Annotated in this window: 21 protein-coding genes and 1 pseudogene; 4 read left to right on the top strand and 18 right to left on the bottom strand. The window is 41.6% G+C overall.

Going from position 1 to position 22,220, the window contains the following annotated elements:
• Positions 1-45 precede the first annotated feature (45 nt).
• The 7 genes from WAZ74_RS04465 to WAZ74_RS04435 all read right to left on the bottom strand — a co-directional run bounded on the left by WAZ74_RS04465 (position 46) and on the right by WAZ74_RS04435 (position 7,920).
• Positions 46-864, bottom strand: a complete 819-nt coding sequence (locus tag WAZ74_RS04465; RefSeq protein ID WP_422306428.1) for a helix-turn-helix domain-containing protein — start codon at positions 862-864, stop codon at positions 46-48.
• Positions 861-1,802: a type IV pilus biogenesis/stability protein PilW gene (gene pilW, locus WAZ74_RS04460; protein WP_422306209.1), complete on the bottom strand. Its 942-nt coding sequence runs from the start codon at positions 1,800-1,802 to the stop codon at positions 861-863. The genes WAZ74_RS04465 and pilW overlap by 4 nt, the downstream gene beginning before the upstream one ends.
• A gap of 236 nt (positions 1,803-2,038) precedes the next feature.
• Positions 2,039-3,268 carry a 23S rRNA (adenine(2503)-C(2))-methyltransferase RlmN gene (gene rlmN, locus WAZ74_RS04455; RefSeq protein WP_422306207.1) on the bottom strand — a complete coding sequence of 410 codons (1,230 nt, stop codon included), beginning with the start codon at positions 3,266-3,268 and terminating at the stop codon, positions 2,039-2,041.
• Between the two features lie 340 nt (positions 3,269-3,608).
• A complete protein-coding gene (ndk, locus tag WAZ74_RS04450; RefSeq protein WP_193011877.1) occupies positions 3,609-4,040 on the bottom strand; it encodes a nucleoside-diphosphate kinase in 432 nt (143 codons plus the stop codon).
• 382 nt (positions 4,041-4,422) lie between these two features.
• Complete coding sequence (locus WAZ74_RS04445) at positions 4,423-4,842, bottom strand: lysozyme inhibitor LprI family protein (protein ID WP_422306203.1); 420 nt, start codon at positions 4,840-4,842, stop codon at positions 4,423-4,425.
• A 276-nt stretch (positions 4,843-5,118) separates the two neighbouring features.
• A complete protein-coding gene (locus WAZ74_RS04440; RefSeq protein WP_422306201.1) occupies positions 5,119-6,408 on the bottom strand; it encodes an adenylosuccinate synthase in 1,290 nt (429 codons plus the stop codon).
• 204 nt (positions 6,409-6,612) lie between these two features.
• Positions 6,613-7,920 (bottom strand): ATP phosphoribosyltransferase regulatory subunit, encoded by a 1,308-nt coding sequence (locus WAZ74_RS04435; RefSeq protein ID WP_422306199.1) that lies wholly within the window; start codon positions 7,918-7,920, stop codon positions 6,613-6,615.
• Between the two features lie 434 nt (positions 7,921-8,354).
• Here WAZ74_RS04435 and WAZ74_RS04430 point away from each other — a divergent pair, with 434 nt between their 5' ends.
• Complete coding sequence (locus WAZ74_RS04430; RefSeq protein ID WP_422306197.1) at positions 8,355-8,744, top strand: DUF2237 family protein; 390 nt, start codon at positions 8,355-8,357, stop codon at positions 8,742-8,744.
• Positions 8,745-8,790: 46 nt separating this feature from the next.
• Positions 8,791-10,014 (top strand): magnesium/cobalt transporter CorA, encoded by a 1,224-nt coding sequence (corA, locus tag WAZ74_RS04425; RefSeq protein ID WP_422306195.1) that lies wholly within the window; start codon positions 8,791-8,793, stop codon positions 10,012-10,014.
• Between the two features lie 134 nt (positions 10,015-10,148).
• Here the strand turns inward: corA and WAZ74_RS04420 are convergent, their stop codons facing one another.
• From WAZ74_RS04420 to WAZ74_RS04405, 4 genes and pseudogenes are all read right to left on the bottom strand, one after another.
• Complete coding sequence (locus WAZ74_RS04420; protein WP_422306426.1) at positions 10,149-10,631, bottom strand: phosphate-starvation-inducible protein PsiE; 483 nt, start codon at positions 10,629-10,631, stop codon at positions 10,149-10,151.
• Between the two features lie 74 nt (positions 10,632-10,705).
• Positions 10,706-11,602: a bifunctional methylenetetrahydrofolate dehydrogenase/methenyltetrahydrofolate cyclohydrolase FolD gene (folD, locus tag WAZ74_RS04415; protein ID WP_422306193.1), complete on the bottom strand. Its 897-nt coding sequence runs from the start codon at positions 11,600-11,602 to the stop codon at positions 10,706-10,708.
• Between the two features lie 235 nt (positions 11,603-11,837).
• Positions 11,838-12,411 (bottom strand): annotated as a pseudogene (locus tag WAZ74_RS04410) (IS5 family transposase); the annotation flags it as partial.
• An 18-nt stretch (positions 12,412-12,429) separates the two neighbouring features.
• Positions 12,430-12,684 (bottom strand): IS630 transposase-related protein, encoded by a 255-nt coding sequence (locus WAZ74_RS04405; RefSeq protein ID WP_422306424.1) that lies wholly within the window; start codon positions 12,682-12,684, stop codon positions 12,430-12,432.
• Positions 12,685-12,962: 278 nt separating this feature from the next.
• Between WAZ74_RS04405 and rluB the strand changes: the two genes are divergently transcribed.
• Entirely contained in the window at positions 12,963-13,883 is a 921-nt protein-coding gene (rluB, locus tag WAZ74_RS04400; protein WP_422306191.1) for a 23S rRNA pseudouridine(2605) synthase RluB, read from the top strand.
• A gap of 97 nt (positions 13,884-13,980) precedes the next feature.
• Here the strand turns inward: rluB and WAZ74_RS04395 are convergent, their stop codons facing one another.
• The 3 genes from WAZ74_RS04395 to WAZ74_RS04385 form a co-directional block, all read right to left on the bottom strand.
• Complete coding sequence (locus tag WAZ74_RS04395; protein ID WP_422306189.1) at positions 13,981-14,538, bottom strand: hypothetical protein; 558 nt, start codon at positions 14,536-14,538, stop codon at positions 13,981-13,983.
• 61 nt (positions 14,539-14,599) lie between these two features.
• Complete coding sequence (locus tag WAZ74_RS04390) at positions 14,600-15,247, bottom strand: hypothetical protein (protein ID WP_422306187.1); 648 nt, start codon at positions 15,245-15,247, stop codon at positions 14,600-14,602.
• A gap of 334 nt (positions 15,248-15,581) precedes the next feature.
• Positions 15,582-16,376 carry a hypothetical protein gene (locus WAZ74_RS04385; RefSeq protein WP_422306185.1) on the bottom strand — a complete coding sequence of 265 codons (795 nt, stop codon included), beginning with the start codon at positions 16,374-16,376 and terminating at the stop codon, positions 15,582-15,584.
• A 129-nt stretch (positions 16,377-16,505) separates the two neighbouring features.
• On the opposite strand from WAZ74_RS04385, the gene WAZ74_RS04380 reads away from it, so the two are divergent.
• Positions 16,506-17,108, top strand: a complete 603-nt coding sequence (locus tag WAZ74_RS04380) for a LysE/ArgO family amino acid transporter (RefSeq protein ID WP_422306183.1) — start codon at positions 16,506-16,508, stop codon at positions 17,106-17,108.
• A 256-nt stretch (positions 17,109-17,364) separates the two neighbouring features.
• Here WAZ74_RS04380 and WAZ74_RS04375 read toward each other — a convergent pair whose 3' ends face one another.
• From WAZ74_RS04375 to WAZ74_RS04360, 4 genes are all read right to left on the bottom strand, one after another.
• Complete coding sequence (locus WAZ74_RS04375) at positions 17,365-18,747, bottom strand: NAD(P)-binding domain-containing protein (protein WP_422306181.1); 1,383 nt, start codon at positions 18,745-18,747, stop codon at positions 17,365-17,367.
• Between the two features lie 333 nt (positions 18,748-19,080).
• A complete protein-coding gene (locus WAZ74_RS04370) occupies positions 19,081-19,722 on the bottom strand; it encodes a MarC family protein (protein WP_422306179.1) in 642 nt (213 codons plus the stop codon).
• A gap of 293 nt (positions 19,723-20,015) precedes the next feature.
• Positions 20,016-20,876 (bottom strand): carboxylating nicotinate-nucleotide diphosphorylase, encoded by an 861-nt coding sequence (gene nadC / locus WAZ74_RS04365; protein WP_422306177.1) that lies wholly within the window; start codon positions 20,874-20,876, stop codon positions 20,016-20,018.
• Positions 20,877-21,117: 241 nt separating this feature from the next.
• A complete protein-coding gene (locus WAZ74_RS04360) occupies positions 21,118-22,200 on the bottom strand; it encodes an NUDIX hydrolase (protein WP_422306175.1) in 1,083 nt (360 codons plus the stop codon).
• Positions 22,201-22,220 lie beyond the last annotated feature (20 nt).

The raw sequence follows: 22,220 nt of genomic DNA, 5'->3' as shown, positions 1-22,220 counted from the left end.
CACTATTTTTAAAACCAGTCATTTACAAGCCGACCTGATAATACTTTAAGGTACTAACTCAAAGTTGGCTTGCTTACCAGATGTATAGTTATTTAAAGCGACTGCTTTTTGATTAAGCATCAAGCTGACATTATTAATATTATCAATCTGCACATTAAATGGTGGCATGCCTGATAGTTGATAATCACCAGCCGTCTGAGAACCATTGATCAAGCTACTACCAGAGGCATCTGTGATACTAACAACAGCAGCAGCAGTTAGCTTAATATCTAAAGTAGCAGGCGCTGTACTTGGATCGCCACCTAAATTGAGCGCTGAACCTGAAGCGCCAACGCCTGTAGAATCCGTATTGATTGCGGCGCCTTGCGCTTGTTCAACCGCTGAGATATCCTCTCCCGTCGATACCGGCTGTTCAGTGTTTTCCTTACTCGCATTACTGACCATACGGAATAGGAAAATCGCTAAAATAATCACCCCGATAACTGCAATAATAAGTAGCGGATTAAAGCGAATACGGTTGTGCGTATCACGTTGCAATGTACCCATAGGACGCAATGGCGATTGAATATTACCGGGCGAACGTGACTTTAGCTCATTAGGGTAAGCGGCATCAAAGCTACTCGCTATTCTGACTGGGTCTAGACCCAAAAATTTGGCATAATTGATCGCAAAACCACGAGCAAATGCTGCTTGCGGTAAAACAGTAAAATCTTCATTTTCTAATGCTTGCAAATGACGTTTTAAAATAAACAACTCAGCGGCCGCGTCTTCTAAACTGACTTGCTTAGTTTTGCGGGCTTGCTGCAACATGGCACCAAATGATCCCTGAGCGTTAGATTGAGCGTTCGATGATGGGTTGGTCATTTCCATGGTGCCTCTGGATTATTAAGCCAAGTCTTAAGTTGTTTTGCTTCATCGCTTAGCGGATAAGCGGATAAAAGTTGCTGTGCTAATTGCTGGCGCGTTGCTATGTTATTTTGCGCAGCGGCAAGTTTGATACCTTGTAACAGCAAGCGCGGACTAATAGCCTGCCCTTGCACCAGCATCAACGTCTCATCATAAAGCCCTTGTGCTTGCTGCACGCGCTGCTGTTCGAGTAGTAAATCGACCAACTCAATATGCGCGATAATACTATTACGATTACCGTCTAAGGCACGTAAAAAAGCTTTAGCCGCTGCTGGATGGTCGTTCAGTTGAAGATAGGTACGACCTAAATTTTCTAACGCCCCAATACGACCTTCGTAGCCGAGCGCGGCGCCTGCAATCTCAAGCTGCGCTGCTGCCTCTTTGTAACGCTTCATTTGTGACAAATATACGCCATAATTATTGTTTGCTTGATAAAACTCTTTATCAAAGGCAATGGCTTTTTTAAAATACTGATCGGCTTTTTCAAGATTGAGGCGGCTACCTTCTTGCTGCATCAAAACGCCCATCATATCATAGGCTGGCGCATAACGGCTATCGGCAGCCAAGGCTTTTTCGAGCTGACGCTGTGCCGCATCAAGCTCATTTTTGCGGATATATTGTGCAGCAAGTGTCGTCCGAACGCGAGCAATTTCTTGCTGATCCAAATTACGATTGTCACTGGGTCGCGTTGAGGTTTGATAAGGTGTACCACTTATCAAATCATTGGTTGGTGTGCTTTGACAGCCTGCCAGTAACAAAGCGCTCAGCGCACTTGTCAGCAAGACACGTTGACGTTGCGATTTGCTTTTTTGAATAGCAACAAAGCTCAACCGCTTCACTGCCTGAGAAAAGGGTGTTTGATATTTGATTTGACAAGAACTTTTAGAAGTCATCATAGCCGCCATCATAAAACTGTTATTCAATGCGTTCGATCTTCGAGGCATCAGTTTAATGGATTTAACCTACTTAAGTACAATTTAGTTGCTAATTAGTGGTTATTAATCACTACGGCTACATTTCTGTTACTATCAAGACGGAAAAAGGACCGCTAAGAAGCTCTGAAAACGGTCAGTAAGTTTGCCTAAATTGTGCTTGAACCCTTTAGCTTAAATCTAGTTGTTAAATCTTTGCATTAAGCTTTTTCACGATCTTTAATACTTTGCTGCCAAGCCGCTGAACGACGTGTTCTGTCAGCTACTTGCCCAACTAATTGACCACACGCAGCATCAATATCATCGCCACGCGTTTGACGAATGGTACAAACAAAACCTGCTTCACTTAATATATTACTAAAGGCATAAATGCGATTATTACTCGATTTATCATAGTCTGCATGCGGGAATGGGTTAAAGGGTATCAGGTTAATCTTACTTGGCAAATCACCTAATAAGACAACCAATTGCTTAGCATGATCATCGCTATCATTGACACCATCCAACATAACGTATTCAATAGTCACATGTTTTTTGTGGCGTGGATTGACATCAAAAACGTAATTTCTCGCGGCCGCCATCAGCTGCTCTAGTGGGTATTTTTTATTAATCGGCACTAGCTCATTACGCAGCTCGTCGTTTGGCGCGTGTAATGAAATCGCTAAAGCGACGTCAAGCTCTTGGGCCAGCTCATACATCTTTGGTACTACACCTGAGGTGGATAGCGTGACACGGCGCTTTGACAAACCATAAGCATGGTCGCTCAGCATCAGCTCCATTGAGCTAACCACCGGACGATAATTCAATAATGGTTCTCCCATGCCCATCATAACCACATTAGTAACGTTATTTTCCCATAAGCTATGGTCAACATTTTCTAAGCTATCATTTTTATCCGTCATATAAGAGGCATTTGCCACCCATAATTGTCCGAGAATTTCAGCCGCTGTCAGATCACGCTCAAAACCCTGCTTACCAGTACTACAAAAGCTACAGTCTAGTGCACAGCCTACTTGTGAAGACACACATAACGTCTTACGACCGTTAATTTTGCTATCATCAGCAGGAATCAATACCGTCTCAACCAATGAGCCACCAGTGACTTCGAATACCCACTTACGCGTACCATCATCACTATATTGGCGTTGAATGACTTTTGGCGGAATGACGCAGGCATTGGCTGATAATTTATCGCGCAAGGACTTACTTAAATTTGTCATTTGCTCAAAGTCAGTGACCCCTTGCTGATAAATCCATCTGATTACTTGAGTTGAACGAAACGGTTTTTCGCCGATACTTTTAAAGTATTCCGCCAGTTGCGCTTGCGTCATACCTAATAGATTGGTTTTTGCCTGCGCCTCATCTACTAGCTTGATGCTATTAGCAGGCTTTACGGGTACGTGTTGGATAGGTGTTTGAATAGTCGACATAATAAATAACCTTTTTGCATGCGCTTATATGAGCGATGCAATGATTGATATGGGCGTTGCCATAAGTGGTGCATGAGCAATCCGTTATGAGCGTAATTTTCATCGATATGTGTATTATCAATTAGTACTTGATAAAATAAAATGCGATAAAAGTATGCTGACAAGGGATTGATAACGCTCAATAAATACAATAATGAGGGAAGCTGCTAAAAATTTCAATAAACAATCAGATTATAATAATAGATAAAACGGCTTATACCAAAAGATATAAGCCGTCTCGCCACACTAATTATTAATCAGTACTATTATTTATAACAGCGCCTATTAATAAAAACTGCTATTAACGCGTACGTGCACAAACTTCATCTTCATTGAAGAAGTAGCTGATTTCACGTGCTGCTGACTCAGCTGAATCTGAACCATGAACGGCGTTTTCATCGATGCTGCTAGCGAAATCAGCACGGATAGTGCCTTCAGCTGCGTCTTTTGGGTTAGTAGCACCCATGATGTCACGATGCTTAGCGATAGCGTTTTCGCCTTCTAGTACTGATACCAATACTGGACCTGACGTCATAAATGAGACTAGGTCATTATAAAATGGACGCTCAGCGTGCTCAGCGTAAAAACCGCCTGCTTTTTTGTCATCAAGTTGCATCATCTTAGCCGCAACAATTTTTAGACCTGATTTTTCAAAACGGTCGTAGATAGCACCGATGTTATTGCCAGCGACTGCGTCAGGTTTGATGATAGATAAAGTACGTTCGTTAGCCATGATGAGCTCCTAATAAATGATAAGTTAGATAATAAATACTTTATTTTATCTTTGATCGCCGTGCTGATGTCTTTCATTTATGTATGCCAATGCAGAATACATAATGCTCAGCGCGTGATTGCTGCCTATTATAATGATTGAGGCTATAAATGATAGGATTAATTTATGACCGTAGCTTGCACAAAGGTAAATTTAGCACTAATTAATCGCTGACAGGTTTTTATTCACCGATTACACCCTTTCCTATTTGCGAGCATAAAACTTAGTAAAATGATTTATGAGCATTATTAAAAAAACCCCTAACATATAGCATTAGGGATTTTTGCTCAAATATGAAATCTGAGGAAGCTTATAACCACTAAGCAGCAGCTTTATAATCTAGCTACTCCTCTCCTAAACGACTGTCGCGGCAACTCCCAGCGGCACATTCACGCACACGCTCATTTAAGAAGTTCACGCGCTTCGTAGTTGTTCGAGTAGCACAGTTCATGTTGACATAAAAACCGTCTTCGTCATTATAACTGCATCGATCATTACGCTCACGCATCCAAGCAAGCTGTCCGCGCTTTAACGTGGCTTTTTGTTTGGTATTTAGAACCTTAGTTAGCTTTGAGTAAGAATTATTGAGCTCTTTGTCTGCTTCCAAATATACTTTGGTTAAGCAATAAAGACCGTCAAAGTCATTGATGGGTTTATCACAATTCTGTGCGCCCCAAGATAGCGTGGGTAACATAAAAGCAGCTGACGTCAGTAGTACTAGAGATGCATTGCGAATTGAGTGCTTGATAATATTAGTAGTCATAACATTCCCCTCTCATGGTTTTGATATAGTTGAAATTCCTTTTCAACACCTTTAGCTTTCTTAATTAAGAATAATGTTAGAAAATCTTATCCTAATTCTTTTTATATTAGCTTTTTTTAGCTTAGCTTGCGCTGATTTTATGTAATTATAAAATTAATAACACTGTACATAAATTCTTAAAAAACTCTCGTAAAAAAACCTCCATTGTATTTAAACAATGGAGGTTAGTATTAAGCATTACTAATTAGCTTTTTTATCACTTAACTCTGCTACTAATTAAGCATCATACGGATCGCGCAGTACGATAGTCTCTTCGCGGTCAGGACCGGTTGAGATAATATCAATTGGGCAATCGATCAATGCTTCGATACGTTTGATGTATTTTTTAGCATTTTCAGGTAAGTCATCATAGTTAGTGACACCAACCGTAGACTCACTCCAGCCTTCTAATGTCTCATAAATTGGCATTACTGACTCGTAAAATTCAGCATCGTGCGCGCCAGCACATTCAGTTTCTGGTAAATCATAGCCAACGCCAATGCGCAGCTCCTCAAGACCATCTAGAACGTCAAGCTTAGTCAAGCAGATACCGGTTAGCGAGTTTAATACCACTGCACGGCGTAAAGCTGCTGCGTCGAACCAACCACAACGGCGCGCGCGTCCTGTTGTCGCACCAAATTCGTGACCAACTTTGGCTAGATGAGCACCGACATCATCAAACAATTCCGTTGGGAACGGACCGCTACCAACACGAGTGGTATATGCTTTAGTGATACCCAATACATAGTCGAGATATAACGGACCAATACCAGTACCAGTAGATACGCCACCAGCGGTTACGCTTGAGCTGGTTACAAACGGATAAGTACCATGATCGATATCAAGTAACGTACCTTGCGCGCCTTCAAACATCAGGTTCTTGCCAGCACGGCGCAATTGGTCAAGCTCTTCGGTCACATCAGTAACCATGCCTCTGATTTCTTCTTTCCACTCTTTACAAAGCTTAAGCGTCTCATCAAAATCAATTGCTTCAACTTTATAATACTGAGTCAGTTGAAAGTTGTGATATTCGATTAAGTTATGCAGCTTTTCTTCTAAATCATCACGGAATAAATCAGCAAGCTTAATCGCACGGCGCGCTACTTTGTCCTCATAAGCAGGGCCAATACCGCGACCAGTGGTACCGATTTTACCGCTACCGCGCTTGGCTTCACGGGCTTGATCAAGCGCCACGTGATACGGCATGATAAGTGGACAGTTTGGAGAAATACGCAAGCGCTCACGAACTGGGACGCCGTTATCTTCTAAGCCTTTCATCTCTTTTAATAGTGCATCAGGTGCGAGTACCACGCCATTACCGATGAAACAAGTAACGCCTTCACGTAAAATACCTGATGGAATTAAATGTAAGACAGTGGTTTTGCCATCAACAACTAATGTATGTCCAGCGTTATGTCCGCCCTGAAAGCGTGCAACTGCTGAAGCTTTTTCAGTCAATAGATCGACGATTTTACCCTTGCCTTCGTCGCCCCATTGGCTACCTAAAACTACGACATTCTTACCCATGATGAATCCTTACCTTTATGTATTGAGGTGTGTGCAATAATAGTTTAAAAATAACATATCAAAACTAAAGTAATACTAAAAATGATGCTCTTTAAATATGTAGCTCTTAACGACTTAATAACTGAATAATTTTTGTTTAAATAGCTTATAGACTTAAATACTTTCTAAGCTTAATTACTTTCTAAGCTTGAATAATTTGTAAATTTAAACGGCTTGTAGCTGCCATTGATTATCCATAAAACTTAAGCGATGCGTCATATTCGCTGGACGATCTTCTGCACTTAATGGCATAGTGACGCGATAGCCTTGTTGACGTAAGCTTGCCACTTGTTGTAATAGCATCTGCATCTGTTCGTTGTCCGAGCTATTTAATACGTTATAATCGACCAACACGACGATTGGCGCGTCAAGCTGAGTATGAGCGAGCAAACGGCTGACATCCATACTGAAGCCTGTTGCTTCACGCGGGGGATTGTTTGTTAATTGATTACCGCTTTTCATACCATCAAAGCGCCCGCCACGTACTAATGGCTGGGTCTCACTATTGATATAGCCATTGAACACAATACCGGTATGATAGTGATAGCCTGATAGCTCTGTCACATCAATGCTCACAGGGCACTGCCACTGTTCTTGTAAATGTGTTTTTAAACGTTGTAACTCATCGATAGCGGTCACAATTTCGCTATCTTGCTGAGCGCTATCTGACAGTTTCGCTAATAAGTTTTCGATATCATGACCAAAGCGCGCTAAGGCATAAAAGTCATCACCCATCGGTAATAGTTGGCATACCCGCTTAAGCTCTGGTAGATTTTTATTGGCATAAAGATGCATCAATTGCTCAGTGTCACTATCAGATAACTCAGCCAATTCTGCTAAGCGCTTAAATATGGCTACGTGACCTAAATCCACGTGCAGTGCAGCGCTCATATTTAGACTATTTATCATGCTAAACAAGACATCTACTAACTCAATATCTGCAGTCAATGACGCACAGCCAAATATCTCAGCGCCGATCTGTAACGGCGTGCGTGAGCCAAAAAGCCCTGACGGCAAGGTATGAATCACATCGCCTGCGTAGCAATAACGTGCGATACCATCGCCGCCCCAATGCGCATCGATACGCAAAATCTGTGGAGTAATATCAGCGCGTATACCCATCAACCGACCCGTCAATTGATCGATAATCTTAAAGGTTTGGCGCTTTAAATCTTCTGAGGCACCACTCAATAACGACTCAGTAAACTCAATCATTGGTGGGCACACCAATTGATAACCGTGCGTGATGAGCTGCTGTGTCAATTGATACCTGAGCACTTCTTGCTTATGCGCATCTTCAAACAACACATCGACTACCCCATCAGGCAGCAACCAACTATTGGCAACTTCGCTAGCAAAGCTACTTAGATAGGGTAAGCGATTGGATACAGCATTATTATCAGCAGGCTGAGTAGCCGCTTGCTGTGTAGAGTTTGACAGGGTAGGTTTTGCAGAATCAGAACTGGCAGACACAATAAATCCTTGTTTGGCGTATCGCTTACCAAAAACGCGGTACTGATGCGGTACTTAAAGGTTATATTTACAATTGCAGGGATGTCAGGCGGTTTTTATTTTTAACGCGCAACATCACCGACCCAATTATCGATAAGCAAACTAGGTAACCGCAAAAGGGTGAGTAATAAGTATAAGTTAGGATAATAAGACGAGTATCTTTCTTTATGCGCTAAAAAATTACGATAAATAATCAAGGCGCTTTATGCCTCAGTTTAGCATAGCAGTTAAGCTTCGCCTAGTAACAATTGACCAAAATCGCCATCTAATTCCTTCTCGAAGTTTATAAAAACGTTACTCAGGTAATCCGTTTATTTCAACATCATCCATATGCTTTAAACGCCTTCGAAGTCGACTCATGTTACACTAGCATATATTTTTATCTCGGAAGCCTTATGTCATCTGATTATCATCCAAATCCAGCCATCAATCAAAGCAACGTCCTCGGCACTGCCCTAGCCAGCTGTTGTTTTGACCCTATTACTGGCTATTATCGCAATGGTTTTTGTCATACTGGCAATCATGACGTCGGGCAGCATACGGTGTGTGCCAAGATGACCAGTGAATTTTTAAATTTTTCAGCCAGTCGCGGCAATGACCTTATCACGCCCCTGCCTGAGTACGGTTTTTCTGGCTTACAACCTGGCGACTATTGGTGTATTTGTGCGCTACGCTGGGTTGAAGCATTAGATTTAGATATGGCGCCGCAGATAAAGCTTGAAGCCTGTCACGAAAGCTTATTAGACCTCGTCGATATCGATACTTTAAAACGCTTTGCGCTATAAGCTGCCTTTTTATATTTATTTTTCTACTTAGACTAAAGGAGAGGGTATGAATCAAGATGATGACCTGATTGTCAAAACGACAACGCGTATCACACCCGAGTCTAATGTCAGTCTTATTGATGCCACTATCAGAGATGAGCGCTCTTATTTAGATAATTACGATGGCTATGACAGCTATATCTATGGTGATGCGGATGCGACGGTCGAGGACACTATTGAAACAATGACTGTCTATGATCCCGACTCTGAACGCTATGAGGATATCGATTTATCCAGTGATGATGAAGTCGTCAATTGCTATGCTTACTCACGTAAGACCGGTGAAAAAACTAATAAAGTAGGGCTGAATGATGTCAGCCGCGCGTTGAGCAATAGCGGTCAGTTTATCTGGCTTGGTCTGTATGATCCCAGCTTAGAAACCATGGTGAAAGTTAGAGATGCGTTTGAGCTGCACGAACTAGCGATTGAGGATGCTTTTGCCGAGCATCAGCGTGCTAAGGTTGAGAACTATGATAATGATATGATATTTGTCGTGCTACGTACCGCCAAACTAGAAGACAATGTCATTCGCTATGGCACTACCGCGATATTCATGGGCAAAAACTATCTGATTACGATTCGTAATGGTCCTTCTAACTCTTATACGCCAGTACGTGAACACTGCCACCGTCGCCCAGAAAAGCTACGAATGGGACCTATATTTGTCCTACATGCCATTCTCGATTTTATCGTCGATAACTATATGCCGATTACCGATCGTTTGGGCAGTTATTTACGTGAGCAAGAGCGCAATATTTTCACTTATGAATTTAATAAAGAAACGCTCAGAAATTTGTATGAATTAAAATCACAATTGGTGCATATGCGCGCGGTTATTTTACCGGTACAAGATATCTGTAGCTACTTTATTAATCATGATAAAAGTGATTTAATCTCGCCATTTTCCCATGCTGCTAAGCCTTATTTTCGTGACGTCAATGACCATCTATTACATTCTTTAGATGCTATTAATGGTTTAAATGAGATGCTGAGCGTAGTCATGAATACCTATCTTGCTATGGTAAATATGGGGCAGAACGAAGTGGTTCGTAAACTTGCGGCTTGGGCAGGTATTTTAGCAGTACCGACAGCGATTGCGGGTATTTATGGCATGAACTTTGACTTTATGCCTGAGCTACATTGGCAATACTCTTATCTTGTCATCATGCTTGTGATCGGCTCGCTATGTAGTTATCTATACTTTAACTTTAAGCGCTTGGGTTGGTTGTAATAATCACCTCAAAAATTATAAGTTATTTTCTAGAGTCAAAAAAAGGGCTACCATTATTGGTAGCCCTTTTTTATTAGTCAGTTATTGATAGGTAGAAATGTCTTTAGCAGTGCTAGCGATAACAAAAAGAAAAGCTATTTACGATAATTCTTACTATCAACACTCGGCAAGTGATGTTCAGTGCTAGTAACTTGATGATCGTCCAAATAGTCTTCTGGTCGCCCAAACATTTTAGCGGTCCACGTCAGTATGACAATGGAAGCACTAAGTACCATAATGGCAAAAGAAATCGTTGCCAATAACCACAAATGAAAATTATCCGACACTGCTTGTACATCGACTACTAAATGTCGTGATAAGGCTGTAATAGCGATAAATATCAAAAACTGTACTGGTAGACGATGGGTTTTAAAATAAATACCAATCATCGCCAGCAGCTCAAGATAAATAAAGAGCAATAAAATATCTTTTAAATCTGCCGAGCCTTTTTGAAATATAACAAAAAACTCTTTACCGGCTGTCCAAACCACCACCACACTGATTAAAAACAAAATAATGTAATGGCAAATATCGACAAACTCTCTGCCAATATGCTGCAGGCGCTCGTGTATATCCATATAGGGCTTTAGCGCATTAGTATCTTTTTCTTGCTTGGGTTCCGGCTCAGTTGAATGCTCAGATAAAGGTTTCATCAGCTAATTACGCTATTGTCCAGACCAGCCGATTTTTCAGCAGCATCGACTGTTTGGCGTATCAGGGTATTAATAGTCATTGGACCGACGCCACCTGGGACTGGCGTATAAGCACTGGCGATATCTTCCACACCCTGCATTTCGATATCACCAACGCCGCCGTTCTCGGTTGGATGGAAGCCGGCATCAATAACCACAGCCCCTGCTTTAATCCACTCCGCTTTAATCAATTCGGGTACGCCAACTGCGCCAACGACGATATCGGCGCGCTTAATATGAGATTCTAAATCTTGCGTTCTTGAATGACAAATAGTCACTGTACAGTTAGCATTTAATAGCATCATCGCCATTGGTTTGCCCAAAATAGCGCTGCGCCCGACGACGACCGCTTCTTTACCAGCTAGCTCGATATTATAGTGCTCTAATAAATGCATGATACCTTGCGGTGTGCATGAACCATAAGCGGACTGCTGCATCGCCATACGACCAAAGCCCAGACAGGTCACCCCATCGACGTCTTTTGCCAAGTCAATCTGCTCAAAGCAAGCACGCTCATCGATATGCGCAGGCACAGGATGCTGTAGCAAAATACCGTGCACGTCTGGATTGCTATTTAGCTCATCTATCTTAGCTATCAGCTCTTCAGTGGTAGTTGCACTTGGCATCTCAACTCGTATCGAATCCATACCAACACGCTTACAAGCGTTGCCCTTCATACGTACGTAAGTCGCTGAGGCTGGGTCATCACCGACCAATATTGTCGCTAAGCTTGGTGTACGTCCAGTTTTATCCTTGATGGCATCGACACGCGTGCGTAGCTGCTGTTCTATTTGTTTGGCAAGTGCTTTGCCGTCCAAAACGGTGGCGGACTCTTGGGCAGTAGACGCAATAGACATAGGAACTCCAATAGAGGATGGGATAAAAAATTAAAGACAGCGCCCGCAAGTGTCTTGCATGCCTGTCTTATGCTTGGTCAAGTCTTTCTGACCGTTAATTAAGAATGCTATTGTACCTGTCTGCGCTACAAAATCCTAGAGTGATATAACAGGTGTATAATTATAAACTTCTGTAAGAAGCCAATTAAAGCAACTTTAGAAATAAGTTTAATTTTAATTAGGGTCTGTTGAACATTCATAATTTCAGCCAGATAAAGGCACAAGCTAGCGCCACTGTATTCTCATAGCTTTGTTTAAGATTATCAAATCTGGCAGCCACTGCTAAGAACCGTTTTGAGTGAGCGAATACATTCTCAACTAAGTGACATACTTTGCACAAGTCTCAGTCCATATAGTTATTGTCTGATTTCTTATTCTATTTTCTAGGGATGTTATCGAATCTTCTTACTTGTTTAATATGTTATCGCAGTCCATCAGAGTTATAGCTTTTATCAGCACATAGAATATCTATATTCCTTAAATTAATCTTATCAACTAAATCTGGCGCTACCTTAACATCGTGAGTAATATCATATATCCTGAGTAATACCATCTGATATGATAAAAATGATTGGATTACAGTGAGCATCAACCGCTAAGTGAATCTTGATCGCGCGACCTGCCACACTTTCACTAATAGCCTGCGCAGTCTCATCAGCACCACTACTGTGCTGATGGGCTTTTATATGAATACCGTCTATAAACATCCTTTCAAGGTCTGAGACTTTGATTAATAAAGCAAACAGTTAAATCAACTTGTTGCTGCAAAACCTTGAGCGATGAAGTCGTTAAGTTTGCTTAGGTATTTGGCTCTCTTTACTGGGCATGTTTTTGGATGTTCCAAGATCTTTTTTTTGACTAATACCAAGACGTTTTAATACAGTTTCAATGCCTGATTTACTACAACCTAAACGATATGCGCGCTCATACATGTAATCGTCTGGACGCTGCTCAACATCTTTTAATAAGGCTTCATTAGGTATTTTGGTAGGTGCTTTTTTTCTGGTTGTTTTAGGAACTAAGTCCTGCTGCCAGCTGTGAATAACGCTTGTACTAAGATGATGAAAGTTAGCGGCTTCTTAGATGGGTATACTGTCTTTAATGCTTCTTAATACTTGTTTGTGAAAATCGATTAAGTAAGTCATCGTTTATGTAATTAAATGAAATTGTTATAAATATAATATCGGTTTTATTCAGGGTTAACTACATAAAGCTTAAAACCATTCAAAACTAAACTTCACAGTACTTATAAATAGCGTATAATATTCAGTCCAAATTTATACATTGAGAAATGTAAACCCACCGATTCTAGGAAATCGTTATGAAAGATGAAAAACTGCAAAAAGCACTCGCCCGCATGGGGCTTGGTTCACGTCGTCAGATGGAAGAAGTCATTAAAGCAGGTCGTGTAACCGTCAATAATGGCCCTGCAACCATCGGTGACCGCGTTGAGCAAGGTGATGAGATTCGCGTTGATGGTCGTCAGATTAAATATACTGCTGAAAATGAGAAGCGCCGCCGTGTCTTAGCTTATTATAAGCCTGAAGGCGAAGTTTGTTCTGCTAATGATCCAGAAGGCCGTCCAACCGTGTTTGAGCGTTTGCCTAAATTGACTCATGACCGCTGGGTAATGGTAGGTCGCTTAGATATCAACTCTACAGGTCTGTTACTGTTTACCAATGATGGCGAAATGGCGCATCGTTTGATGCATCCTTCTAGCGAAGTGACTCGTGAATATGCGGTACGTGTACTGGGCGATGTGACGCCAGATATGGCTCGGGCGATGACAACAGGTGTGATGTTAGAAGATGGCTTGGCTAAGTTCGAAGATATCAAAGAAGGCGGCGGCGAAGGCGTCAACAAATGGCATCATGTTAGGCTTAACGAAGGTCGTAACCGTGAAGTACGCCGTCTATTTGAATCACAAGGTCTTAAAGTTAGCCGTCTATTACGTACGAGCTATGGTAATATTGCGTTACCAAAAGAGCTGCGTACGGGTCGCTTCTTAGAGCTAGATAGAAAGGACATTAATACTTTAACAGACCTAGTAAGCTTACGTCCACGTTATGGTACTGGTCTTCATGGCGCCGCTAAAGAAAAGCAAGAACGTATTAGAAATAAGCCGCTCAAAGCACGCCGCACTGAAAACAGTTCGCGTAGTACTGGTCCAAAATCTAGCGATAGCACTAAACCAGCTAATCGTGGTACGCGCAACACTAGTGATCGCAACAATCGACGTTAAAATAGTAGCATACTAAGTCTTCATAAAAAAAGCGTTCAATAATGAATAATTATTGGACGCTTTTTTATTTTTTATAATTATTTTACCAGCCCAAAACTTAACTGTTATGACTATCGATATAATTCTTCATTACTCGTAAATCCTGTAATTTCTGGCTTTGTATTTGCTCTAATAGATTATCTAAGCGTTGTTCAATATTATCTAATGCACCTTGTAATAACTTGCCAGCCTCAACACTTTGTTGGTTGTTCGGTTCTCTAGCGTTTGTATTGATAGCTGCTAGATGATAATAACTGGCGAGTATTTCAGGCAGTCGCGTATGCAACATTTTATGCAATACAAACTGCTGCTCAGTGATTTCAGGTGTGATGTTCTGTGCTTGTAGCTCTTTTTGATAAGCTTGATAGTTACTTACTTTTTTATCAATACGTTGTAATTGGTAGAGCTGTGCGTCTGCTAAGGATTTAAGATGTTTTTTATTAAGATTCAGCTGTTGCCAGCTTATATTTGATAGCGATAATGGTGTACTAGCATCCTGATAAATAAGCACACCAGGCGTAATACCGACCGCTTTATGCAAGGCGTGCCAACCTTTTTTGCCCAAATAAAAAACGGTTACTGTCGTTACGACACCAACGCCTATTAATATACTCATACCAGCTCGCTCTTTATCATTCAATCGTGCAACTTATGATTTGACACTTATAGTGCGCCATCTAAAGCTTAATATCTTCAGTATCAGCGCGTTCGCCCGTTGGGTTTCCAATAGCTGTGATCTCAGTCGCACTACTATTAAGCAGATGCGGTATGTCGGCCTTGCTTGTCGGATTCTCAAAACGCTGCTGTAAATACCTATTAGTCGCTAGGAGCTTTTGCCCATCTTGATGATATGACGCATTAAGCAGGTCATCAAACTGCGTATTAATCGTCATAAGTATCTCTAGCAATGCCTCTTTACCAGTAACATCAGAGTGTTTTATTTTGGTGTTGTCAGCCAACGCGCCATCTAAGTCATGTAAACGACGATAGTCTGCTATCGCTTGCGGCACGTGCCTGTCCATCAAGTTTTGAATCATGATATAGGTTTCGTCAACCGTATCTTTATCATCTATCTGGCCATCATTATTGCTATCACCATAAATGACACGCAGCTTCTCACCTTTTTCATTTATTTGGCTAAGGGCTGTTTTAACTTCCTCTGGTAGGCTTTTTTCAGGAATATAACCCAACTGCGGCATCGCTTTATATTCAAGCATTTTGGGCGCAGTCACTTTTTTGATGCCACGATACCCTAGATATAACCCAGCTACTGGTAACACCCCATATAAAACAAACATCACTAACATTGCAGTTACTTGGGTCATTAGATGATCCTTATTATTTAGCAAAATTGATTAAGAATTTATTTTTATTTTAAATACTCTGGCCAGTTCAAGATAAAACCGATACATTAATAGCTATTTGCGACTGAGATAAATTTTCCTTGCTTGCTGCTATCACAGAGGCTACGAAAAATTCATCCCCGTCGCGCTGCATTAATTTTAAAGTAAATCTAATATATTCCCGTCTTTTAGCTCTTATTATTAAACAAAAAAATAAGGCTCTGTTAAAGCCCTATATTGTTATGCATTGAGTCGATTGTGTGTAATAAAGCTCACGTATTTTTATTTGATAATACCAATTTAAAGTGCTCAGCAGTTAGTTTTGCGTACGGCTTTTCACATAGCGATGGGTTGAAGCAAGACGATTCATCACGGTTTGATGTAACTCATCCAATAACTCATCAAGCTCATAATCGATTTCTAAAAATAAATCAGTCAACATACCGCCTGCGGTCATTTTACCCTGCACCATATTATTCTTGGTACGATGTGGACTGAAACGTTGCAGCTGCTCGTAATGATGTAGCGCTTCAGGAATGCTTTCAGACACCAGCTTATCAATGACAAATTGGCGCTCATTATGTTGCTGTTGTTGTTGCTCATTGAGCTCGCTACTCCACTCACGGTAACGCTTTAGCTTACCATTGATTCGGTCTAGTATCGCGACAGCCTCAATAGGCATGGCGTTTAGGGTGGCTTCATCGACCACATCAACAAGCTCAGTCATAATCGGACAGCGTCCATGTTTGAGATACCATAACGTATCTGGGTCAAAAGGAGGTCTATTAGTCGGTCGCATTTTGGCACGATTGGACAAATAACGGTCGGTTAATGGCGTTGGCGTCCGAATATCATTCACTTGTGCTAAAGCATCGCAAATACGTTCGGTACGCTGCGGTTCGCTAAGCGGTGAAGCGACAGACGTTCGAGTATTGTCATGTTCCTGCTTATCAGAATTAGCGCGACGAGCAGTAGCATTCCCATTACTAGCAAGGTTATTACTAGCAAGGTTATTAGCAGCCGCTTGCTGAGCATTTTTGGCAGCGGCGGTTGGCAGGTCATCGTGTGCTTGCCCAAATGACTGTAGCATTCTTGTCAAACTTATGACCATAACTTACCCTGCTCCTCGCCTATTTACTGATTGCATTCGAACAATTAATCCCTTATCTTAACAGCTTTTTTCGGCGCTGCCAGTAAGCAAACGTCACCGTTTTGGTTTTTAAAGGTCAAGTCAACTATCATGAATATCACCGATTACAGTTCTGGTTTTTTGCTTGGCTTATCCCTGATTATTGCTATTGGTTCACAAAACGCTTTTGTCCTTAAACAAGGGCTAAAACGCGAGCACCTATTTTTTGTTTGTCTGTTTTGTGCCGTAAGTGATGCATTTTTAATATCGGCTGGCGTTGCTGGTTTTGGCGCAGTAACGGCACGCTATCCACAAGTCGTCAACATTGCAAAGTTCGCTGGCGTTATATTCTTAGTAGGCTATGGCTTACAGAGCTTATATGCCAGTGTACGCTTATCACATGCGCTCACCGTCGATGGACAAGTCGTCACCAGCTTAAAAAAAGCGCTGTTATTATGCTTCGGCTTTACCTGGCTAAATCCACATGTCTACTTAGATACATTGGTACTCGTCGGTATGGTTTCAACCGGTGCCAGTAGTAAATTGGCATTTGCAGTAGGTGCGGTCAGCGCGTCGTTCTTTTTCTTTTTTGCGCTGGGCTACGGTGCAAGATTACTCAAACCTTTATTTGCTAAACCAAAAGCGTGGAATATCCTTGATGCTTTGATAGGCATATTGATGTTGTATTTGGCTTGGCGTCTGTACCAAAGTTAAAAAAGCTATTTAGCATCAGAGATACCCGTACTAAAAACAATAAATACAGTCGGTAAAAACAAAAAACCAAACACATTTATAAGAGGTGTTTGGTTTTTTTATGCCTTTAGCTCATACCATCTAAGAAACGATACAGTGCTACTGATAATAATTTTTTGTAGCCTCTGTCAAGCTTGCGAACAGCAAACAAGAAAAATTTATATCAGTAGCACGTTGCTGTAAACATATCTATTTTCTTATGCACGCATTATATAGGCTATGATGCTTTTTTACGTTTTTTAGGCTTAACAAAGGTTAAGTTCAAAAAGTGCTCTAACGAATCATCAAGGATATCTAACCAAGGCTCTGGCAATTCAGGTGATAGCGTACCTGTCAAGGTAGACCGATAAGCCTTTTCTCTAAAGGTCATAATATCTTCGGCTTTATCTTTTTGCCATTCTTTTAAGATTTCACCCTGCTTTTCAACTGCAAACTCTGGATAATCAGTGCCATTGGTTAAATCACGGATATAGTTTGCCTGAAAATCAATCGAATCACTGACAGTCACGCACTTAGTATAAGTTGCTAACCATTGTTGCTCGTCTGCTTCACGGGTTGCTAGATCAGGCAATTCGACATTGCCCATGATGACATCGCGTGCGTACCACGCTTGGGCATCAAACATATTAAAGGTGAAATACTGGTCTTGCATACCCAAGTAAATCAGCTTTGGATTAGGCTGCCAAAAAATACCTTTGTACAAATTAGCAGGGTACAAGCAGTTATGCGTCTGCAAACGTAGCTCATCTGGCATAAATGGGAAGTGAAATAGATAACCCGTACACATGATAATGGCGTCAAATTTTTGGCTGCTACCATCGGCAAAATGCGCCACATCATCTTCGAAGTGGGTCACTAACGGAACTTCTTTAATACCTTTTGGCCATTCATAACCGAGTGCTTGCGAGCGATAGCTAATAGTGACGGATTTGGTGCCATATTTATAACATTGCGTACCAATATCTTCGGCAGAATAGCTACTACCGATTAGTAGAATGTCTTCGTCTTTAAACTCTAGCGCATCACGGAAATCATGAGCGTGGAGGATACGACCTGGAAATTCTTCTAAGCCTTGAAAGTATGGCATATTTGGCGTTGAGAAATGACCAGTCGCTACCACGACATAATCAAACTCTTCAACTTCTTGCTCATCCGTTTTATGGTTCATGACCGTCACGGTGAATTTTTGCGTGTCATCATCGAACGACACCCAACGTACTGGGCACTCAAAGCGGATGTATTTTTGGATATCTTGTTTATCGATACGACCCATGATGTAATCTTTTAAGACTTCACGAGGCGGATATGAGGGGATGGCTTCACCAAAGTGCTCATCAAACGAATAATCAGCAAACTCTAAGCATTCTTTAGGGCCATTAGACCATAAGTAGCGATACATACTGCCATGAACGGGTTCACCGTTTCTATCTAAACCCGTACGCCAACTGTAATTCCACATGCCACCAATGGCATTTTGCTTCTCATAGCAAATTATCTCAGGTAAGTCCTTTACTCCGGCCAATCGAGCCGCTTCAAAAGCACGTAACTGTGCCAAACCACTTGGACCTGCACCTAAAATCGCAATTCTTTTGTTACTCAAAACCAACTCCTGTAATATTGTTGTGACTCTACCATAACATATTTTCATGAATGGCGTTTCAGGAGTAGACTTTTGGTGATTAATCGAAATTATTGATTTCATAGCTAAACGTTAGAAAACTGTCATTAAACAGGCTTTCATCTCGTTTTAAGCGAATGATATTCGAAGGCTATTGAGTTATCTTGATGAATAATATTTGAGGTGCTTTTTAGGGCGTGTTGAATATTCAAAGATAAGCTAGGCTGTATTTTTCTGCACAGCCTAAATAATGAAAAACGAGGTAAAGAAGAATGATTAAAGAATAGGAAAAAAGGCCAGAGAAAAGTAAAAGCGTTACATCAAATTAGGGAATAGCGTGCGTAGTCCGTTAACGATAATTTCGATAGCAACTGCAGCCAATAGCATACCCATGATTCGGCTCATAATATTAAGACCAGTATCGCCAAGTACACGACTGATACGACCTGCCGCCATCAATGCTAAATAACAAAACAGACTGATAAACAAACCTGCAATCAAAATAGCGGATATTTGCAAGATGCCAGAAACTTGTGATGAGTAAATAATAACGGTTGAAATACCACCCGGTCCGATCATCATCGGAATAGCAATCGGTACCACTGCGGCTGCCATGGTTGGCGGCGCACCTTGCAGATGGTCAACATCGAAATTTTCTTGATCAGGCTTTACCGGATTACCATCGCCATTCATCATATTGAGAGCGATTAGAAATACTAAGATACCGCCTGCCAATTGGAATGAACCAATGGAAATGCCCAAGATTTTTAGCAGCGTCTCTCCTGCCAAAGTAAAAAAACTGATGGTAATAAAAATCGTCAGACAAGCAACGCGCGCCACTTTTCGTCGATTATTCATTGAATAACCGCGTGTCGAATCCAGGAACAACGTCAAGGCGCTAAAGGGGTTAATCAATACCATAAAGGCTAAGATTATCTTGATAATTTCAGTATTCATTGAGCGCTCGCTTGTCTATCTATAAAAGATCTAGCAAAAAAATAAGGCCATCGTGCGAGTGCAACGATGACCAAATGGGCAGTTAACAGCGGCATTGTATCATAGGCGGATAAGCTAATTAAATCATTAACTCCACTTGATTTTTTGCCATAATAATACTGACAAAAGACTCCATTAAAAAGTGACAGTTTAGGCGTTTTATAGGTGTTCTAAAACCATAACATATCTGAGTACGCTAATTGATAATGTGCTCTAGCACGGCGTACTGAGCACTAAGAATCAAAAACCATACGCTAAGCACTAAAATCAAGACCGATATCGAGTGCAGTCGTGCTATGGGTCAGATAACCCATTGCGATAAAATCAACGCCTGTTTTTGCGACTGCTTGTACCGTTTCAGGAGTGATACCACCTGATGCTTCAGTTTTTGCGCGACCTTTACACATCGCGACTGCCTGTGACAATATCTCAGGCGACATATTGTCCAGTAAAACTAAGCTTACGCCAGCATCAAGTGCTTGCTCCAACTGCTCTAAGGTATCAACCTCAACTTCAATCGGAATCAGATGACCGGCAAACTCCTGCGCCTGTTTGATAGCACTTGTAATATCACCAGCAATCGCAATATGGTTGTCTTTGATTAAAATCGCATCATCCAATCCTAGACGATGATTGCGACCGCCGCCGCAGCGTACCGCGTATTTTTGTACGATACGTAAGCCTGGAATGGTTTTCCGCGTACAAGTAATTTGCGCAGGATACTCTGCAACGCTATCAACAATCTTCTTAGTATCTGTCGCAATACCGCTCAGATGGGTCATAAAGTTAAGCGCTGTACGCTCTGCGGTCAGTAAGTTTCGCGCATTACCACGAACGACAGCCAATAATGAACCCGCAGCAACCTGATCGCCATCAACGACGTGCGCTACAAACTCAATCTGAGCATCTATTAACGCAAAAGATAAGCGTGCTAAATCGATACCGCAGATAACACCCGCCTGACGCGCTTTAATCTGTAATTGTGCTTGCATATCTGCTGGAATGGTTGCTTGCGATGTCACATCACCGCGTCTGCCCAAATCTTCGGTTAACGCCGCTTCTACTAACGGTTTTAGCAATACTTCATCTAATGCTGGTTCTATTTTAACGGTCATATTTACCCCTTTATACTCTTTATTAATATCAATATCACTTATTAAAACCTAATGACTTAAACTCAAAATGAGCATAAATATAGCGTAAAGTAAGCACGCTCGCAAGATAAGGTAGCGATTTATACAAAGTTAAAGTGATGTTTCCAGCAGAAAAAATGACACAAGAATACCGCGTATTGCTAGTGCAGGCTATTTCCAAAAGCTATTTTTAAAAGTTGTTTACATAAGTTATTTACAAATGCTATTTACGCTTAGGTAATTTACTATCCATCAATAAACTTTGTAATTCAATGTCATGACGAAAGCGATATAACTTCGCTGGGCGACCACGCTGGGCGTTACTACTTTCCCCTGTAGGCATCACTAAATTCTGCGCATCTAGTAGACGGCGGAAATTCTGCTTATGCAAACCCATACCTGATAACGCTTCAACGCTTTGTTGTAGCTGCGATAACGTAAATACATCAGGCATCAAACCAAAGATAAGCGGGCGATACTCTATCTTTGCCCTTAGCCTTGAGATGGCAGTTGCAATGACGCGGCGATGGTCATAATACATCGGCACGCCTATGATCCGTGACCATTCGGCCGGTAAATTATTAGGCTGATCACTAGTCAAATAAATAGGCGGATAAGTGGGCGCTTCAGGAATGAGTCCTGCCTCATACAGCATCTCGTAACGCAGCAAGACATGCTCTGCAACCCAATTATCATTGCCTGTTAGCTCAGAATCATGACGCTTCTCTGATATTTTATGATTACTAGCCTGTTGATCATTACTACTTTCATCGTCAGACTTTGTGTCTAAACTTTTCTCACATACGCCCCAGCACAAACCTATGCGCTGCTGGCGTCGGTGTTGGGTGAGCGCATCTGTCGCTGCATTCGCCCATTGTAATAACGCAGGAATAATCAGCCGTTTAATCAACACAGGCTCACCGTCCAAATGATTCTCCCATGGAAAATAGTCATACCAATCGCGCCATAATGCTTTACTTTGCAGCTGCGACGTTTGCGCCTCTTGCACCAAGCCTAAGTAGCTCACATAGACCAGCGCATGACCATCGATATTGCGGCGATTGGTATCGACAAAGGTATATAGCTGCTCCAAATAACCTAGCGGCTGTAGCGTCTGCTCCTCCACCCATTGACGTACACCCGCTTGCAATGAGCGATGAAGAGGCATCAAAGGTCCGTTGGGCAATAATTTACCTTGATCAACTGTCAACACACTTGCCGTATGATCAGTAATAGCGACGAGTACCGCGACTACTTCGGTCGTACCACTGCCCTGCTGGTGTGCATGCGAATAAGACAACGTCATTTTTTTATGATTACCTTTAT

Source organism: Psychrobacter sp., from assembly GCF_049295055.1.
Lineage (GTDB): Bacteria > Pseudomonadota > Gammaproteobacteria > Pseudomonadales > Moraxellaceae > Psychrobacter.
The sequence above is the reverse complement of the archived record's forward strand: the minus strand, read 5'-3'. Positions and strand labels throughout refer to the sequence as shown.

Bases quoted from the DNA above. Each gene is read 5' to 3' on its own strand.
- WAZ74_RS04440 (WP_422306201.1), bottom strand. From the start codon at position 6,408: ATGGGTAAGAATGTCGTAGTTTTAGGTAGCCAATGGGGCGACGAAGGC.
- ndk (WP_193011877.1), bottom strand. From the start codon at position 4,040: ATGGCTAACGAACGTACTTTATCTATCATCAAACCTGACGCAGTCGCT.
- WAZ74_RS04385 (WP_422306185.1), bottom strand. From the start codon at position 16,376: ATGGTCATAAGTTTGACAAGAATGCTACAGTCATTTGGGCAAGCACAC.
- WAZ74_RS04395 (WP_422306189.1), bottom strand. From the start codon at position 14,538: ATGAGTATATTAATAGGCGTTGGTGTCGTAACGACAGTAACCGTTTTT.
- rlmN (WP_422306207.1), bottom strand. From the start codon at position 3,268: ATGTCGACTATTCAAACACCTATCCAACACGTACCCGTAAAGCCTGCT.
- WAZ74_RS04465 (WP_422306428.1), bottom strand. From the start codon at position 864: ATGACCAACCCATCATCGAACGCTCAATCTAACGCTCAGGGATCATTT.
- pilW (WP_422306209.1), bottom strand. From the start codon at position 1,802: ATGATGACTTCTAAAAGTTCTTGTCAAATCAAATATCAAACACCCTTT.
- WAZ74_RS04420 (WP_422306426.1), bottom strand. From the start codon at position 10,631: ATGGATATACACGAGCGCCTGCAGCATATTGGCAGAGAGTTTGTCGAT.
- folD (WP_422306193.1), bottom strand. From the start codon at position 11,602: ATGTCTATTGCGTCTACTGCCCAAGAGTCCGCCACCGTTTTGGACGGC.
- WAZ74_RS04380 (WP_422306183.1), top strand. From the start codon at position 16,506: ATGAATATCACCGATTACAGTTCTGGTTTTTTGCTTGGCTTATCCCTG.
- corA (WP_422306195.1), top strand. From the start codon at position 8,791: ATGAATCAAGATGATGACCTGATTGTCAAAACGACAACGCGTATCACA.
- WAZ74_RS04430 (WP_422306197.1), top strand. From the start codon at position 8,355: ATGTCATCTGATTATCATCCAAATCCAGCCATCAATCAAAGCAACGTC.
- WAZ74_RS04370 (WP_422306179.1), bottom strand. From the start codon at position 19,722: ATGAATACTGAAATTATCAAGATAATCTTAGCCTTTATGGTATTGATT.
- WAZ74_RS04445 (WP_422306203.1), bottom strand. From the start codon at position 4,842: ATGACTACTAATATTATCAAGCACTCAATTCGCAATGCATCTCTAGTA.
- nadC (WP_422306177.1), bottom strand. From the start codon at position 20,876: ATGACCGTTAAAATAGAACCAGCATTAGATGAAGTATTGCTAAAACCG.
- WAZ74_RS04390 (WP_422306187.1), bottom strand. From the start codon at position 15,247: ATGACCCAAGTAACTGCAATGTTAGTGATGTTTGTTTTATATGGGGTG.
- rluB (WP_422306191.1), top strand. From the start codon at position 12,963: ATGAAAGATGAAAAACTGCAAAAAGCACTCGCCCGCATGGGGCTTGGT.
- WAZ74_RS04360 (WP_422306175.1), bottom strand. From the start codon at position 22,200: ATGACGTTGTCTTATTCGCATGCACACCAGCAGGGCAGTGGTACGACC.